This window comes from Roseibium sp. QJM3NY_11, assembly GCF_056173175.1.
Genome location: NZ_CM149660.1, coordinates 2,460,878 through 2,475,088 on the forward strand (window position 1 = coordinate 2,460,878; position 14,211 = coordinate 2,475,088).

The 14,211-nt window shown below is 60.0% G+C and carries 17 protein-coding genes; 8 read left to right on the forward strand and 9 right to left on the reverse strand.

Annotated elements, in window-relative coordinates:
* Positions 1 to 84 precede the first annotated feature (84 nt).
* Positions 85 to 1,461, reverse strand: a complete 1,377-nt coding sequence (locus tag AC0VX3_RS11285; RefSeq protein ID WP_475524780.1) for a hypothetical protein — start codon at positions 1,459 to 1,461, stop codon at positions 85 to 87.
* Between AC0VX3_RS11285 and AC0VX3_RS11290 the strand changes: the two genes are divergently transcribed.
* The 6 genes from AC0VX3_RS11290 to AC0VX3_RS11315 all read left to right on the forward strand — a co-directional run bounded on the left by AC0VX3_RS11290 (position 1,460) and on the right by AC0VX3_RS11315 (position 8,374).
* Positions 1,460 to 1,630, forward strand: coding sequence for a hypothetical protein (locus AC0VX3_RS11290; RefSeq protein WP_475524781.1), 171 nt, complete (start codon positions 1,460 to 1,462; stop codon positions 1,628 to 1,630). The two genes, AC0VX3_RS11285 and AC0VX3_RS11290, sit on opposite strands and share 2 nt — an antisense overlap.
* A 185-nt stretch (positions 1,631 to 1,815) precedes the next feature.
* Positions 1,816 to 2,205, forward strand: a complete 390-nt coding sequence (locus AC0VX3_RS11295; protein ID WP_342892184.1) for a mannan-binding lectin — start codon at positions 1,816 to 1,818, stop codon at positions 2,203 to 2,205.
* 249 nt (positions 2,206 to 2,454) lie between these two features.
* The gene (locus AC0VX3_RS11300; protein ID WP_475524782.1) at positions 2,455 to 3,111 is read left to right on the forward strand and encodes a hypothetical protein; all 657 of its coding nucleotides are present in this window, start codon (positions 2,455 to 2,457) and stop codon (positions 3,109 to 3,111) included.
* A 179-nt stretch (positions 3,112 to 3,290) separates the two neighbouring features.
* Positions 3,291 to 4,973 (forward strand): winged helix-turn-helix domain-containing tetratricopeptide repeat protein, encoded by a 1,683-nt coding sequence (locus tag AC0VX3_RS11305; protein ID WP_475524783.1) that lies wholly within the window; start codon positions 3,291 to 3,293, stop codon positions 4,971 to 4,973.
* 27 nt (positions 4,974 to 5,000) lie between these two features.
* Positions 5,001 to 6,194: a phosphatase PAP2 family protein gene (locus AC0VX3_RS11310; protein ID WP_475524784.1), complete on the forward strand. Its 1,194-nt coding sequence runs from the start codon at positions 5,001 to 5,003 to the stop codon at positions 6,192 to 6,194.
* A gap of 116 nt (positions 6,195 to 6,310) precedes the next feature.
* Complete coding sequence (locus tag AC0VX3_RS11315) at positions 6,311 to 8,374, forward strand: S8/S53 family peptidase (protein ID WP_475524785.1); 2,064 nt, start codon at positions 6,311 to 6,313, stop codon at positions 8,372 to 8,374.
* Between the two features lie 19 nt (positions 8,375 to 8,393).
* On the opposite strand, the gene purQ is transcribed toward AC0VX3_RS11315, so the two are convergent.
* From purQ to purC, 7 genes are all read right to left on the reverse strand, one after another.
* Positions 8,394 to 9,059 (reverse strand): phosphoribosylformylglycinamidine synthase subunit PurQ, encoded by a 666-nt coding sequence (gene purQ, locus AC0VX3_RS11320; protein WP_342892189.1) that lies wholly within the window; start codon positions 9,057 to 9,059, stop codon positions 8,394 to 8,396.
* 15 nt (positions 9,060 to 9,074) lie between these two features.
* Positions 9,075 to 9,182 (reverse strand): phosphoribosylformylglycinamidine synthase-associated small membrane protein, encoded by a 108-nt coding sequence (locus AC0VX3_RS11325; RefSeq protein ID WP_342892190.1) that lies wholly within the window; start codon positions 9,180 to 9,182, stop codon positions 9,075 to 9,077.
* A 16-nt stretch (positions 9,183 to 9,198) separates the two neighbouring features.
* A complete protein-coding gene (gene purS / locus AC0VX3_RS11330) occupies positions 9,199 to 9,438 on the reverse strand; it encodes a phosphoribosylformylglycinamidine synthase subunit PurS (RefSeq protein WP_342892191.1) in 240 nt (79 codons plus the stop codon).
* A 353-nt stretch (positions 9,439 to 9,791) separates the two neighbouring features.
* Positions 9,792 to 10,085: a hypothetical protein gene (locus AC0VX3_RS11335; RefSeq protein WP_342892192.1), complete on the reverse strand. Its 294-nt coding sequence runs from the start codon at positions 10,083 to 10,085 to the stop codon at positions 9,792 to 9,794.
* Positions 10,085 to 10,411 (reverse strand): helix-turn-helix domain-containing protein, encoded by a 327-nt coding sequence (locus AC0VX3_RS11340; RefSeq protein WP_475524786.1) that lies wholly within the window; start codon positions 10,409 to 10,411, stop codon positions 10,085 to 10,087. The genes AC0VX3_RS11335 and AC0VX3_RS11340 overlap by 1 nt, the downstream gene beginning before the upstream one ends.
* Positions 10,408 to 10,767, reverse strand: coding sequence for a hypothetical protein (locus AC0VX3_RS11345; protein ID WP_348149164.1), 360 nt, complete (start codon positions 10,765 to 10,767; stop codon positions 10,408 to 10,410). The genes AC0VX3_RS11340 and AC0VX3_RS11345 overlap by 4 nt, the downstream gene beginning before the upstream one ends.
* Before the next feature lie 384 nt (positions 10,768 to 11,151).
* Positions 11,152 to 11,916 (reverse strand): phosphoribosylaminoimidazolesuccinocarboxamide synthase, encoded by a 765-nt coding sequence (gene purC, locus AC0VX3_RS11350; RefSeq protein WP_342892195.1) that lies wholly within the window; start codon positions 11,914 to 11,916, stop codon positions 11,152 to 11,154.
* Positions 11,917 to 12,238: 322 nt separating this feature from the next.
* Here purC and AC0VX3_RS11355 point away from each other — a divergent pair, with 322 nt between their 5' ends.
* A complete protein-coding gene (locus tag AC0VX3_RS11355; protein ID WP_475524787.1) occupies positions 12,239 to 12,562 on the forward strand; it encodes a DUF1476 domain-containing protein in 324 nt (107 codons plus the stop codon).
* A 179-nt stretch (positions 12,563 to 12,741) separates the two neighbouring features.
* On the forward strand, positions 12,742 to 13,533 hold the full coding sequence (locus tag AC0VX3_RS11360) for an HpcH/HpaI aldolase family protein (RefSeq protein WP_475524788.1): 792 nt from the start codon (positions 12,742 to 12,744) through the stop codon (positions 13,531 to 13,533).
* Between the two features lie 25 nt (positions 13,534 to 13,558).
* Here the strand turns inward: AC0VX3_RS11360 and AC0VX3_RS11365 are convergent, their stop codons facing one another.
* Positions 13,559 to 14,113 carry an RBBP9/YdeN family alpha/beta hydrolase gene (locus tag AC0VX3_RS11365; protein ID WP_475524789.1) on the reverse strand — a complete coding sequence of 185 codons (555 nt, stop codon included), beginning with the start codon at positions 14,111 to 14,113 and terminating at the stop codon, positions 13,559 to 13,561.
* Positions 14,114 to 14,211: the final 98 nt, after the last annotated feature.

Here is a 14,211-nt window from a genome sequence, read left to right on the forward strand (position 1 = left end):
CTGTGCAGGGCAATGGGATATCATCCGTTCAAACTGGGAGAGAGCCACGGGTACGCAGGTCTCTCAAGCCCGCTCCACGGTCTGTTATCTGACATCGCAGGTGCATTGATCGTAGTAGGTCAGGCCGGCTGAAGAATTGACCGCATGGGGAACCCAGCCCGTGCAGGTGAGGCTCTGGTTCGGTGCGCAGCATTTGTCGCCGTTCCTGGCCTTGCTCGCGCTTGCCGGATACTGACTGCAGGCGCCGTCGTTATAGGTGGGGGCGGCAATCGTCCCGCACAGTTTCGACAGATCGCTGATCTTCGCGGGATGGTTCAGCGCGACGTCCATCGCGCAGGCATAATAGACCGGATCGATGAGCTGGATCGTCCAGACGAAGCTGCCGCCGATGCCGAGCGCCGGTTTGGTTGCGCCTTTCGAAGACGTGTAGCCCGTGACCATGTCGGCGATTTCCTCGAAACAGTTCGGGTAGCCCCTTTCGTACTGGTACTGGCAGTTGTTCGGACCGCCCCGGAACGGAAATTCGAAACCCAGAACCGAATAGGGCGACATGCCGACGACAAACTGGCTGGCGGCAAGATCGAGCGAAGTGTCATCCGGACACGAATAGGTGGACAGGGTCGACAAAAGCGATTCCACATCGCCAAAGAGGCTGTCGAGCGTGATGCCCCTGGTGCCGCCGGCATAATACTGCCGGGCGTCAATGTAACCGGTAATGCCGTATTTCTTGTAGACGCAGGCGCCTGCCGTCGTCGACGCGCTGACCGGATCGGCTGCGGAATCGTAATATGGGGCGAAGGACATGCCGAAGGAGGGCTTTGCCGTGCCGCCGTCCGTCAGCCCCGAAAGCAGGATCTCGAACGCGGCGGTCGCTTCCGCGCCGTTGTATTGCGGCGGACTGGACCAGTCGCTTTCGATGTCGATGTCGAGCCCGTCCACGCCGTAGGCTGCAAACGCCTGGGTCAGATAGAAGGCCGCGCAGGCTCTTTTGGTCACGTCAGGACCGTTTTCGGCGCAATTCGCCGCGCCGGCGGTGCCCTGGTCGTCGGCAAGGGCGTTCAGGTGGGGAACCGTGTTGCCGCCGACCATGGACGCATAGACACTGGCGCCGCCGGCCTTGAGCGCCTTGACGACGGCCACCGCATCCGGACTGGCAGCGGTCCAATTGCCTTCTCCCCCGGTCCCGGTGGAATAGGCCATGATCGGCTGATCGCCCCAATGGACCGGATTGTAGACCTCGCATCCGGAAGCGTCCGGGTCGCAGAACGTCAGTCCCATGATGTTGAAGCGGTTGAACTTCGTGCCGCCATAGGTTTTCGCCATGGTCAGGCTCAGCGTGCCGAAAGGCTGCGGCTGGGTATTGATATAGGAGGCGTTCAACAGGTCCGCATGAGCGGCGGACAGCGACGATGCGAACAGCATGGTCGCCGCCGCAATGGCTTTCTTGAAGGGTCTTTGCATGGTGCTCTTCCTGGTTGATCCCGTTGGTGACGTGCAGCCGCTTCGGGCTGCATTCCAGCCTATCGCGCCGTCGCGCGGAAAAACTGAAATCAATCCGAAGTTGCGGTTACTGCCGTCCGGCGCACGCGCCAGGGAAGGGTCTTCAGATCCGTGGCGGCGCAACGGCTGAATTTTCGATTTCGGAACGCATCAGATTTCGTCCCGACAGATTTCAGTTTTTTTCCGAACTTCTTCAGATTGCTTTCATGATTTTCGCAGTCAGGGATTGCAAGTTGTCGGTGTGGCCGCTGGTAACGGGTTGCGGCACGAGAACAAGCTGGATCATTGAGATCCGATATCTCGAAAGGAACGGAAATGTCTGTAAGTGCAAAGAATGTTGTCAAGAGTTCGGCGCTGGCAATGCTGGCCGGAGTCATGTTTGCCTCTGCGGCCGGTGCCCGCGACATCGAAGCAGGACCGATCTGGAACGATGAAGACGCCAAACTCAAGTGTCCGGTTGCTGCCGCTGCCTACGAAGGCAAATGGAATGGCCAGTGGAAGACCACCGTCGAAGGTGAAATGTCCGTCTGCGGCGTCACCGACATTCCGATCAAGACCCTGGAAGCCGGCCCGATCTGGAACCAGGAAGATGCCGACAAGAAGTGCCCGGTCGTGGGCTTCTCCGTTGCCGGCAAGTGGAATGGCCAGTGGTGGACCACCGTGCCGAGCCAGATGTCGGTGTGTCAGGTTGACCTGAACAACTGACGGCCCTGCCGCGCGGCCCGATGACCGGGCCGCGCGCCTCCCGCGGGACAGGACCTTTTCCGGCGAATTTCCGCCGTTTGCGATGCCGTTCCGTCCTCGTTCTCGAGGTCGGGAACCGGCGCTGGAAACGGTTTGATTTCAGGAAAATTTCGCACGGATTTCAGGTTTTCGCGTGCGATCCGGTCAATCGTGGACCCTTCAGCACTTTAAGCCGCTGGTGCGGCAAACTTCTGTTGGGAACGGCCAAATTTGATTTCATTCAATGTGCAACATCTTCTTCAGATCTCGGTTTTCCCTTTCTATCGGGGCATTCCAATCGAAGTAGAGCCGGTTATGCAAAACGGCACCGGAACGTATGTGTCAGGTCAGTTGATGGGACACAGCTTTCATTCCCTTGCCTTCGACAGCGCAGGTGACATCAGCGACCTGGAGATCGGATGTACCTACAGTTGCATTGCCCGGACGCAGAAGGGAGCGCACGTCCATACGCACTGGCTTTACTGTACCGAAGCCGGCCCGCTTCTGCACTTCGGCGTTGTTCGAAACTGGGCGAAACTGAACAGCTACGCGCCTTTGAGCCCCTTGTTGGGGGCTGAAACCGAAGGACTTCTGGTGAAGCTCGAGGAATTGTTCGATCTCGTGGCGATCTTGCAGATGCCCGGCGCCGTGGGCGGCCTGGCCCAGGTGCAGATCGGTATTCGAGGATGGCTCGTCATGGCGAAAGTTACAACACCTCAAACGATCGGGATCCTGGTCGAGAAACCTACCTTGCCGCCAATGTTCCCCGAGGGGGCGGATGCAATCGCCGTGTCCGCCAAAAGCAAACGAACCCTGCAGTCGGTAACCCTGGAGGGATTGACTTGTGTCGAGGCCGGAGACCCGGCCCTGTTGCTGAAAGTGGAATAGGATTTCATCTCATTATGTATATCCTTGAGAATTGCGACTATTGCGCGAAAACGAAAGGTGATATCTTCCCGAGGGGTCTTCGGGGCGGTTCATCAGCGCGATTTCGGGCGACTGCGAAGCGCAGCGTTCGATACGGAGGCTTTCCCAGAAGTCCAATCCGACAGGTCAGCGCCACAAGGATGAAGAAACACTTGCTGGAGATAGCCGAAGCGCCTGAAAGAATTCTGTTTGGCGACGTGAAATATTTTTGCCATTCCCAGCGCCTGGTTTCAGCAAATGGCCAAGAAACAGTCCTGCGTTCCCAGTCGGCGAAGGTATTGCAACTCCTTGCGGGCAGGTTGGGCAACCTGGTGACGCGCGATGAACTTGTGCAGGAAGTCTGGGCGGACATCGCCGTCACCGACGACAGCTTGACACAGTGCATCGCCGACATCCGCAAAGCTCTTCAGGACAGGGACCGGGTCCTTCTCAGGACCGTTCCCAAAAGGGGCTACATTCTCAACGGCAGGGTGGACCCGGAGGCGACAGGCTCAGCTCGGCTGCCGGTCGCTGCCAGGGAACCGGAGACCACGGGAGCACACGGGCCGACTGCCGCCGGCGCAGCCCATCCGCTTGATCGTCCGCGTGCGAGCGGGCCGGCCGAGTCCCTGCTGCCCCAGCTCGATCCCAAGGACGTGCTGCCGACCCTGGCGATCCTGCCGTTCAAGGCGCAGGCAGGCAGCCAGGACGAAAGCCTGGGGGCGTTGTTTGCCAATGACATCACCACGGCTCTGTCCCTGGCGGAAGACGTCAATATCATTTCCTGGTTCTCGTCGTCGTCAATGGGCAGTCCCACAGGTGGCCTACGCAGCGCCGGTCACCAGTTGCGGGCTGATTTCATCCTGTCGGGCTATGTTGTGTGCCGGGGCGGAAGGATCATCGTTTCCGTGGAGTTCTGCGAAACGGAGACCCAGTTTGTCCTCTGGTCTGACCGGTTCGAACGTCAACTGGATTCCTTTCTTCAGGATACCGACAGCGTTCATCAGATCGTGACCCGCATCCGCAAGGCGATCACGTTGAACGAGCTGCGCCGCCTGCAGTCGCGCCCCCTGCAGAGCCTCAAGCTGTTCAGCATTCTGCAAGGGGCCGTCGGGTTGATGTACCGGCTGACGCCGAGGGAATTCAATCAGGCAAAAACATATCTGGAATATGTCAGCGCACAGGTGCCCAACCATCCCGCTCCCTTGGCCTGGCTTGCCAGATGGCACGTTTTGCGCGCGGTCCAGGGATGGGCCGACGATCCTGCCAGGGAAGCGAGTGCCGCACTGCACTACACCGGGCGCGCTCTGGATCTGGAACCTGAACACGGACTGGCGCTGGTGTGCGAAGGCCAGGTGCTGGTCAACCTGGCGCTCAGGCTTGACGAGGCCGAGGACCGCTACAGCGCAGCGCTTGTCTCCAATCCCAACGATGCCCAGGCGAGGGCACTGCGCGGTATGCTCGCCGCCTTCCGCGACCGGGGTGCAGACGCAAAGCGGGACACCGAACGGGCGCTGCATCTTGCGCCGCTTGATCCGCACCGCTTCATTTTCCTTGTCCAGGCGGCAGGGGCCAATATTTCGGTCGAAAATTATGCGCGCGCGGTGACCCTGTCCAAGGAGTCGCTGCGGCTCAACCGGTCGCACAGTTCCACAATACGCACACTGGCGGTCGCACAGGCCGGGACAGGGGATGTCGACAGCGCCCGACGAACAGCCCGGGAACTCCTGCGGCTTCAGCCCGACATCCGGGTCAGTACGTGGCTGCGTGCTTCACCTAGCGCTGACTACGAGATGGGCCGCAAGGTTGCCGAGCTGATGCGCTTGGCGGGAATTCCCGACTGACCGGGAACGATTGAAACAGGGGGACACATGAGCTTTTTTCCAGAAGGTGCCCTGGGCGCCTACAACGGTCTGAACGGCCTCAACGGTCTGAATGGCCTCAACGGTCTGAACGGTCTGAATGGCCTGAACGGCCTGAACGGTCTCAACGGGCTTGCCGCGAATGGCGGTGAGAGCCCGCTTCTGGCCGAGGCGCTTCTCACCACCAGGGACGGGATCGTAGGCACCCGGCTTGACGATATTTCCCCGGTTGAACCCGGCCTGCCGGACAGTGTCAAAAACCTGGTGCGTCTGTCCGCCGGCGAGCGCGCCGCGATCTATCAGTCGATCCTCGGGCCGAGTGTCGATATCACCGTCAGAACGGGAAAGCGCCAGCCGACCGCGACCCTGTGGCGGCGCGGTGCGGAAACCGGCAAGGACAGGTCGGTCAGCTTTGAAAAGATGGTGTCGCTGAAGGCACCGACAGTTGACCAGTTCCGGATACAGCTGGATCAGGTTTCCGGCTACGCGCAAATTCGTCAGGACCGCGCGGCGGAGATCGTGGCGCAGCTCGGTGTGCCGACGCCCTTCTTTGCGTCCATCAATTTCCTCAATGGCGCACGTACGCCCTACACTCTGGAGTTCCTGTTCGCCGCGCTGAGTTTTTCACTGCCGGTGATCCAGCGCATGAAATTCGCCCTGGCCATCAAGCGCCCGATCGAGTTCTCGCCACAGATCCAGCCGATGATCCCGACACCGACCCACGGCTCGCTGCCCAGCGGCCATGCCACGGAAGCGTTTCTGATGGCACGGCTGCTCTGGAAGATCCTGATCGAGAGCGAGACCCCGCAGTATAACGACAAGGCCTATTGGGGCGATATGCTGATGCGGCTCGCGGCGCGCATTGCAATCAACCGCACGGTGGCCGGCGTTCATTTTCCCGTCGACAGTGTCGCGGGGGCCTTGCTCGGTTTGACCTTGGCGGACCATGTCAGTGCACTGAGTGGCGGCCCGGCCTGGACGAGCGCCACGTTCGACGGTCCGAGTTTCGATCCCGCCGAGGATTTTGACTGGCACGCCCTGTATTCGGCCGCCGACGATCGCCAGAAAAGAGAATCCGCCACCGGCGGGAAAATCTGGGCAACGGCCGAGGATCATTCCACGTCCGGAACACGGGTGAAATCGGAAATTCTCGAGTGGCTCCGGGCCAAGGCCGTTGACGAGTGGAGAGACCCTCACGACTAGGGGCCCGCACCGAAACCCGATTGTCCACCGATCCCGAGGCATCTTCGAACGATCAACTTCGGGATGTTGACGCGGTTCACAATGAACATCCGTCGATCCATGCGAAAGGCGAGTCCATGACAGACTGGACCTTGAATCCCGAAATCAGCAAGTGGCCGGTGCTGGACCATGTCACCGACTACCGGCTGACACGCCAGAACCAATTCTATAGCGAAGGCCGACGCAAAACCTGGTGGTCCGTCCTGATCGAGCTGGAGGACACCAGCATCGATCAATTCAAGGCGAAGACCAAGAGATTTGCCAGGGATCTTCTGATCCCGGCTGCCTATGACGCAGCCGACAGGGCAACGGAACCAAAGCGCCAACCGGTCGCGATCTTCGCGCGCACTCCGCTGATTTCGAGGCTGAACCGGGCAGGCAATCCGTTTGGCGTCACCTCTGTGCATCTGGGGGCGGCGATCCCGGAACGGTATCTCGACCGGTCCGCCGTTTCTCCCTCCACAAGCGAGATTACCGTCTCGGACGACACGGTGGTCCAGGCGGTCATCGACGATTCGATCGCCATCGCTCATGACCTGTTCCGGACCGGCGCGAGCGAAAGCCGGATCGAGCATGCCTGGCTCATGGGAACATTGCCGACGGAACGGGGTTCGCACAGTTCCATGGGGCGGATCCTGGCCCGCGCGGAGACCGAGCGTCTCCTGGAAGACTGCAATTATGGCGGCTATCTGGATGAAGACCTATTCTACAGAAAATCCGGTCAGGTCGTCCCTGGAAAACAGGTGATCTCGAATGTGGCCTTGCGCAGGTCTCACGGAACGCATGTGGGCGCGCTGGCTGCTGGCCATCACATGTGGGAGCAGTGCGAGACCAGGCCGATTATTTGCGCCGCGCTGCCGATGTTCGTGGTCGAGGACACCACGGGGTCCGACAGTCTGCCGCTGCTCTATCTGGCGTTTCATGACCTGATGAAGCAGGCCAGACGGTTTCGCACGGAGAGCGGTGCGCTGGCGCCCGTGGTGATCAACTTTTCCTATGGCAATACGGCGGGGCCTCACGACGGGACAGGTCCGTTCGCACAGATATTCGAATATTACCTGGGGGAGGCCACCGATGGCTGCAATCGCCAGAAGGCGTGGCTGACACTTCCCGCGGGCAACAGCAACCTGCAGCGCCTGCACGCGGTGGATACAGGAAAGGAGCCGGAAAAAGACGCCTGCCTCGACCTGACGGTGTTGCCCGACGACCGGACTTTGTCGCAGCTCCAGATCTGGCTGCCGACCTGCGATCCGGATCACCAGCCCGACTTCGCCAGGATCTCCGTGACGCCGCCGTTCGGGGGGCAAGAGGCCGGCATCCAGACCCAGCCCGGGGAGCATGTCAGCCTGGTCGACGGCACGGGACATGAAATCGCACGGCTGGCCTATCAGTTCGTGGGCTTTCCGACGTCGCGCGGGCTGGTCACCCTGTTGCTCAATCCCACGGGCAGCCTTGAGGCGAACTGTGCCCTGGCCAGCGCCGGCGTCTGGAAGATCAAAATCCACCGCACCGAAAACGTGCCTGTCGAGCCTTTTCATGTCTGGGTACGCCGCGACGAGACCTTGCCCGGCTTTCAAACCGGTGCAAGGCAGGCCTTCTTCAGCAATCCGTCGTACATACGATATGACCGTTTCGGAGCACCACTTCCGGTCGATCCGCCGAACAGCGACTGTCCGGTGCGCCGATCCGGGACACTCAGCGGATTCGGCTGCGGACAGTCTCCGGTTGTTGTCGGTGCCTGGACGATGAAAAGCGCAGAATTGTCGCCGTATTCGTCGGCAGGGCCTGTCGTGCCGGGCAGGCGTAAAGGCACTCCGGACCGGACCGGGCCCGACCTCGTCACGAAAAGCGATACCAGTGTCGTCCTTCGCGGGATCTACAGCGCCGGCTCAAGATGTGGAAGCTGGGTCCGGATGTCGGGAACCAGCGTGGCGTCTCCCCAGGTGGCGCGGCTGGCGTGCGATACCATCGGGGACTACCCAGGCACCGCCCGGCAATGGTGTCGCTCCGCTGCAGAGCGGCATCCGCTTCCGATTGCGGGCGAGCCGAGCAGGACGCGCACCGGCGCCGGTGGCGTTGCGACCAGTTGGTTGTTCCCGGGGCGCGCGCATCCCGGGACCGTTGACGAACCTGTTGAATGAGGTCGGGTTCGCAGGAGCCCTACGCGGCGCGGAGCAGGCTTTCAAAAAGCATTCTGCCGTCCACGCCGCCATGGAGCGGCTCGATCAGGTTTTCCGGGTGCGGCATCATTCCAAGCACGTTGCCATCCTTGTTGGTGACACCGGCAATGTCGTTGATCGAACCGTTCGGATTGGTGCCTTCGGCATAGCGGAACACCACCTGGTCATTGTCCTCGACACGTTTGAGCGTGTCTTCGTCGGCGAAATAGTTGCCGTCGTGGTGGGACACTGGGCAGCGCCAGACCTGGCCCTTGAGGAACCTGGAGGAGAAACGGGTCGCGGTATTGACCGTTTCGATCCTGACTTCCTTGCAGACATAGGTCAGGCCCGCGTTGCGCATCAGGGCACCGGGCAGCAGGCCGGCTTCGGTCAGGATCTGGAAACCGTTGCACACGCCAAAGACAGAAACACCGCTGTTGGCCTTGGCCACCAGGTCCTTGAGGATTGGGGAGCGGGCGGCGATGGCGCCGGAACGCAGATAGTCGCCGTAGGAAAACCCGCCGGGCACCACCACAAGGTCCACGTCCGGAAGTGTGCTTTCCGTGTGCCAGACGCTTTGCGGCCTGGTGCCGGTGATCAGTTCCAGGGCATGGAACATGTCTCGGTCGCGGTTGGAACCCGGAAAAACGATGACGGCGGTTTTCATTTGTGAACCCATGACCTAGAGCAGAACGATGACGGCAATGAAGGCCGCCAGGGCCGGAACCAGAATGAAAACGGCCGCCTTGACGGCAAGCAATGTGATTGCCTTGCGGGTGTCTTCATCCATGGCAGCTGACCGGACTTCAGTCGATTTCGATAGCGTAGTTTTCGATGACGGTGTTGGCGAGCAGCTTTTCGCACATCTGTGTCAGCTCGGTCCTTGCGGCATCCTTGTCCGACCCTGTCAGTTCGACATCGAAGATCTTGCCCTGCCGGACGGACCCGATGTCGTCAAAACCCAGGCCGCCGAGGGCCCCCTCAATGGCTTTTCCCTGAGGATCGAGCACACCGTTTTTCAAGGTGACGATCACACGTGCTTTCATGGGGTCCTGTCTCCGTCAGCGCCGGGCCGGAGCATCCCGCGTTCTGTTGAACGCAGACAAGAAGCTCGCCCGCTTTGAAACCGATCAGCTTTTTTATCTCCAGCCGGTTGCGCCCGGAGGTTCGCTGATCAAGCCTGTTGGAAGGCTGATTACACCAGCTTGGCGTGGTCTGGAAAGGCAGGCCGTTCAAAAAAACGGATAATCTTCCGAAATGAGCCGGGGGAGTGTTGCGCAGGTCCGGATGGCATCAGACGGAAAGACAGGTCTTTGTTTTCTCGGTTTTTATCAAAAACAGGGAACCGGCCCGGGTTTTTCGGGCAATTGACCTCGGTGGATTTGTAAATGTCCGGTCATTACAGGCTTTCAGGACATGCTATCCGCACGGCTGCCGCGCCGAGAAGCAGTATGTATCCGATCAACAGGCACGCCTGATCCCGCCAGCGCCAACCTTCCACGTTTTTCCTGTGTTTTTCGGCGAGAATTTTGCGTGTGCGTGCGCGAAACTGGCTGTCGTTCTCGGCTTCATTGTCCGCCTGCTGGACCTGGTGAAGCCGGCGTTTTCGGGAATTGAGGTCCCAGACGGGAACCGCAAGGAGCGCGATCCCGGAAAACGTCGCCAGGTTCAACCACCAGCCGAATGAAAACATCAGGCGAGCACGAGCTCCTGTTCCTGACCATGGTCGATCTGGTCCGGAGAGATTGTCAGAGCCAGATGGCCGTCACAGGCCACGACATAGCGCTCTATCGATTCAAGCCCGGGCACGGGGCCGGTAAGGGCCTCCATTCGTGCGATGACCGACTGGGTCATGCCCGACTTCCTTGCAACGTCGCTCTGGGTCATCGCGCGCGAATCGCGAAGCGCACGGAGCTTTTTCGCAATGGATTGCTTGCGGGCGTGCTTTTCCTGCCGCTCGACGACATCCGGACGCGCGTCACGCATACGTTTGCGGAAGGACTTGTTGTCGTTGCTCATTGTCTTTTCTCCCATGTCGGATCGACAAGGCCGAATTGCCGGATTGCGATCCGGCTGCCCCGTTCGCAAGCCTTTTCGGAAACAGGCAGGGTGCCATGTATCCAGCGGGGGAAACCGGATGCTTTCTGATCGATCGAGAGTATCAGCACCCTTCTGGGGCAATCGGGAAGGGGGACCGCATAGAGTTCGAACTGGTCAGCGAGTTGGCCACATCGATCGTTGAGGCTCGGATCATTTTCCTCAAGAATATCCAACATGCTTGCAAATCCATTGGCACAGGGGAGCGAGAGCCTGGAAAATTCTTCCACAATCTCGTCTTCGCAACCTGGCACGGGCTCCACCTTGAAAGTTGTCATCGGTTTCCGAAATCCTCTTGAAATATAGCAAATTTGCTATGAAATTCAATTGAAATCCGCTGGCAGCGTGCAGCAGATCCCGGGATGGCTAAGGCAAGTCATTACTTTAAAAGGATTTTTTAAAAAATCTATCCATGCAACAAGGCCGATATCGTAGATTGAATTCGGTCAATTTCAATCAGTTCAGGCTGTTGAGGCAGTTCAGGCGATTGCGCGGCCACGATCGTTCATCGGAAACCAACGCAAGAAAGCGGTTGTTCCGGGTCCGGAAAATTTCCTGATCTTGTGGTGATGATCACTCGGGTTTGAGTGAGCGGCATATGGGAGAGCGTGCCGGAGCAACATGCGGTCACGGGAACGCATGTTGCTCCGGATCCGCGGAGTTTACTGCACCAGGGTCGGACCGGAGCCGATCGGACGCTCGGTGCCCAGGATGATGCCGAGGCGTTTGGCGACTTCCTGATAGGCTTCCAGCATGCCGCCCAGATCGCGGCGGAACCGGTCCTTGTCCATCTTGTCGTTGGTCTCGATGTCCCACAGACGGCAACTGTCCGGAGAGATCTCGTCGGCCACGACAATGCGCATCAGGTCGCCTTCGAACAGGCGGCCGCATTCGATCTTGAAATCGACAAGCCGGATGCCGACACCCAGGAACAGGCCGGACAGGAAATCGTTGACCCGGATGGCCAGCGCCATCATGTCGTCCAGTTCCTGCGGGGTTGCCCAGCCGAAGGCGGTGATGTGCTCCTCGGCAACCATCGGGTCGTCGAGTTCATCGTTCTTGTAATAGAACTCGATGATGGAGCGGGGCAGCTGTGTGCCTTCCTCCAGACCGAGCCGCTTGGCGATGGAGCCGGCGGCGACATTGCGCACGACCACTTCCAGCGGAATGATCTCCACTTCCCGGATCAACTGCTCGCGCATGTTGAGGCGGCGGATGAAGTGGGTCGGAATGCCGATTGCGTTCAGATTGTTGAATATCAACTCGGAGATGCGGTTGTTGAGCACGCCCTTGCCGTCGATAATCTCGTGTTTCTTGTTGTTGAAGGCAGTCGCGTCGTCCTTGAAGTGCTGAACCAGGGTTCCCGGTTCCGGTCCTTCGTAAAGGATCTTGCCCTTACCTTCATAAATGCGCCGGCGGCGGTTCATTGGCTATACCGTTTTGCTATTTAGAGAAACTCGTGCAGGGCCATTGTGTACCTTGTCTGTTTTTCCACCGGGACGTACGCCGTCGACCGGCAGGCACGAGATGGCAGAATGCCCTGATTTGCGGCGCGGAACTTACCCGAAGCGGGACAAAAGTACAATCTAAGTTTGGTGCTTGCGGGGTAAGGAATGCGCAGAGCGGTTATGCTTTCGGCGCATGAGTGAAGGTACTGCGTTGATTTGCGGGCCTTGCAGGGATATGCAAGAGACCAGATCAACCCCATATGTGGGTAATTGCATCAGCGCAATTCAGGAGACGACAGGTATGAGCACATTCGACAAGCGCGAACAGGGATTTGAAAACAAGTTTGCGCATGACGAGGAGCTGCGGTTCAAGGCGAACGCCCGGCGCAACAAACTGCTGGGTTTGTGGGCTGCGGAGCTCCTGGGTTACGAGGGTGACAAGGCGCAGGACTATGCCAAGGAAGTCGTTCGCGCCGATTTCGAGGAGCCGGGCGATGAAGACGTGTTCCGCAAGATCCGCGCTGACTTCGACAACGGCAAGGTCGACCAGTCCGACCACCAGATTCGCCGGACCATGGACGAGCTGATGGCGACTGCGGTCGACCAGTTGCAGAACGAAGGCTGACGTCGCTTCAAGGCGCTTGAAAATTTCAGAAACGCCCGCCTGTCCCGGTGGGCGTTTTTCGTCTGGCCTGCCGACATTAAATTCCGGCAGACAGGGCCAACCTGACATCTTCCTGCAAAACGCCCTTGCGGCGAGCAGTCAGGGCGGATTTGATGCTCTCCCAGAAGAGGAGAACGCCCGTGACGGAAACAAACAATCTTGCGGACAAGCTGCGGTCGGGAAAGCCGGTGATCACAGGCTGGTCCGTGCTGTGTGTACCGATGATCGCTGAAATGATGGCCAGGGGTGGCTATGAAGCGGTGACAATCGACCTTCAGCACGGCATGTACGACTTTGCCTCGGCCTGCGAAGCGCTCGCGGCGACGGCCCTGGGCGGTGCCCACCGGATTGCCCGCGTTCCGGTCGGCGACAACGCGCTGGCCGGCCGGCTGGCCGACATGGGCGCCGAGTGCCTGATTGCCCCGATGATCAATTCGAAAGAGGAAGCGACCCAGTTCGCCAGGGCGGTCAAATATCCCCCGGTCGGCGACCGGAGCTGGTCGCCGTTCCGCGCGGCGATGCTCAACGGCCAGACCCAGGAAGCCTACCGGCAGATCGCGAACGCGCAAACGCTCTCACTCGCCATGATCGAGACCCAGGACGCCATTGACGCGCTGGACGAGATCCTGTCGGTTCCAGAACTCGATGGCGTGTTCGTCGGGCCGAGCGACCTGTCGCTGTCCCTGTCGAACGGAGCCGGGCTCGATCCCAACGGCGACGCGACGGCGAAGGTCTGCGCTGCAATCGCGGACAAGGCGGTGAAGGCAGGCAAGATTGCCGGCATCTTCTGCATGAACGCGGGCAAGGTGCGGGAGGCCATCGGTCAGGGCTTCAGCCTGATCACACACGGCATCGACCGGTCGTTTGTCGGCGATGCCATTGACGAGGCACAGCGCGAAGTGGAAGAGGCGACCTCCGGTTCACTGCGCTGAGACCGGTGCGAAAAAGCCCTGAGAATCAGCCCAGTCGTTTCATGAAATGGGCGAAGGACATCATGCCTTCGGGCCAGGGGCCGTGGCCGCTTTCCAGGTTGATGTGACCGGCCTCGCCCGCGTCCTGAAAGGTCGTGCCCCAGGCCTTGGCGAAGTCCTGGGCACGTTCGAAATCGCAATAGGGATCGTTGCGGCTGGCGACCAGATGGGCCGGAAAGGGCAGAGGATCTCTGGGGATCGGCTTGAAATCGCCGCCGTCGAATTCCGGCACCAGGCCGTCGCGGTCCCAGTCGGACGGGGCAACCAGATACGCGCCCCGGATCTTGTCCTTGAGCACATGCGCGCCATGGGCAACAAGAATGCAGCCGAGCGAATGGGCGACCAGGACAACCGGTTTGCCGGCGGCGTCGACTTCCTTCACCAGCGTGTCCAGCCATGCCTGCCGGCCGGGACGGTGCTGCTCGGCCTGGCTTACGACACGGGCGCTCGCCATCTTGTCCCGCCAGCGCAGCAGCCAGTGACCCGGGAGCGTCCTGCCGTATCCGGGGATGAGCAGAATATCGGTCTCTGAGATCTTCATGGGGGCACCCGTTCGCTGCGTTCGGACTTTGTGCCGCTCTCTGACAGATGACCGGGGACCTTGTCAAACCGCTCCTTCCAGGCAGCGGGAAAGCCGGC

Bases quoted from the DNA above. Each gene is read 5' to 3' on its own strand.
- AC0VX3_RS11340 (WP_475524786.1), bottom strand. From the start codon at position 10,411: ATGAGCAACGACAACAAGTCCTTCCGCAAACGTATGCGTGACGCGCGT.
- purC (WP_342892195.1), bottom strand. From the start codon at position 11,916: ATGAACCGCCGCCGGCGCATTTATGAAGGTAAGGGCAAGATCCTTTAC.
- AC0VX3_RS11315 (WP_475524785.1), top strand. From the start codon at position 6,311: ATGACAGACTGGACCTTGAATCCCGAAATCAGCAAGTGGCCGGTGCTG.
- AC0VX3_RS11305 (WP_475524783.1), top strand. From the start codon at position 3,291: ATGAAGAAACACTTGCTGGAGATAGCCGAAGCGCCTGAAAGAATTCTG.
- AC0VX3_RS11355 (WP_475524787.1), top strand. From the start codon at position 12,239: ATGAGCACATTCGACAAGCGCGAACAGGGATTTGAAAACAAGTTTGCG.
- AC0VX3_RS11295 (WP_342892184.1), top strand. From the start codon at position 1,816: ATGTCTGTAAGTGCAAAGAATGTTGTCAAGAGTTCGGCGCTGGCAATG.
- AC0VX3_RS11310 (WP_475524784.1), top strand. From the start codon at position 5,001: ATGAGCTTTTTTCCAGAAGGTGCCCTGGGCGCCTACAACGGTCTGAAC.
- purS (WP_342892191.1), bottom strand. From the start codon at position 9,438: ATGAAAGCACGTGTGATCGTCACCTTGAAAAACGGTGTGCTCGATCCT.
- AC0VX3_RS11325 (WP_342892190.1), bottom strand. From the start codon at position 9,182: ATGGATGAAGACACCCGCAAGGCAATCACATTGCTTGCCGTCAAGGCG.
- AC0VX3_RS11365 (WP_475524789.1), bottom strand. From the start codon at position 14,113: ATGAAGATCTCAGAGACCGATATTCTGCTCATCCCCGGATACGGCAGG.
- AC0VX3_RS11290 (WP_475524781.1), top strand. From the start codon at position 1,460: ATGGTGCTCTTCCTGGTTGATCCCGTTGGTGACGTGCAGCCGCTTCGG.
- purQ (WP_342892189.1), bottom strand. From the start codon at position 9,059: ATGAAAACCGCCGTCATCGTTTTTCCGGGTTCCAACCGCGACCGAGAC.
- AC0VX3_RS11285 (WP_475524780.1), bottom strand. From the start codon at position 1,461: ATGCAAAGACCCTTCAAGAAAGCCATTGCGGCGGCGACCATGCTGTTC.
- AC0VX3_RS11335 (WP_342892192.1), bottom strand. From the start codon at position 10,085: ATGTTTTCATTCGGCTGGTGGTTGAACCTGGCGACGTTTTCCGGGATC.
- AC0VX3_RS11345 (WP_348149164.1), bottom strand. From the start codon at position 10,767: ATGACAACTTTCAAGGTGGAGCCCGTGCCAGGTTGCGAAGACGAGATT.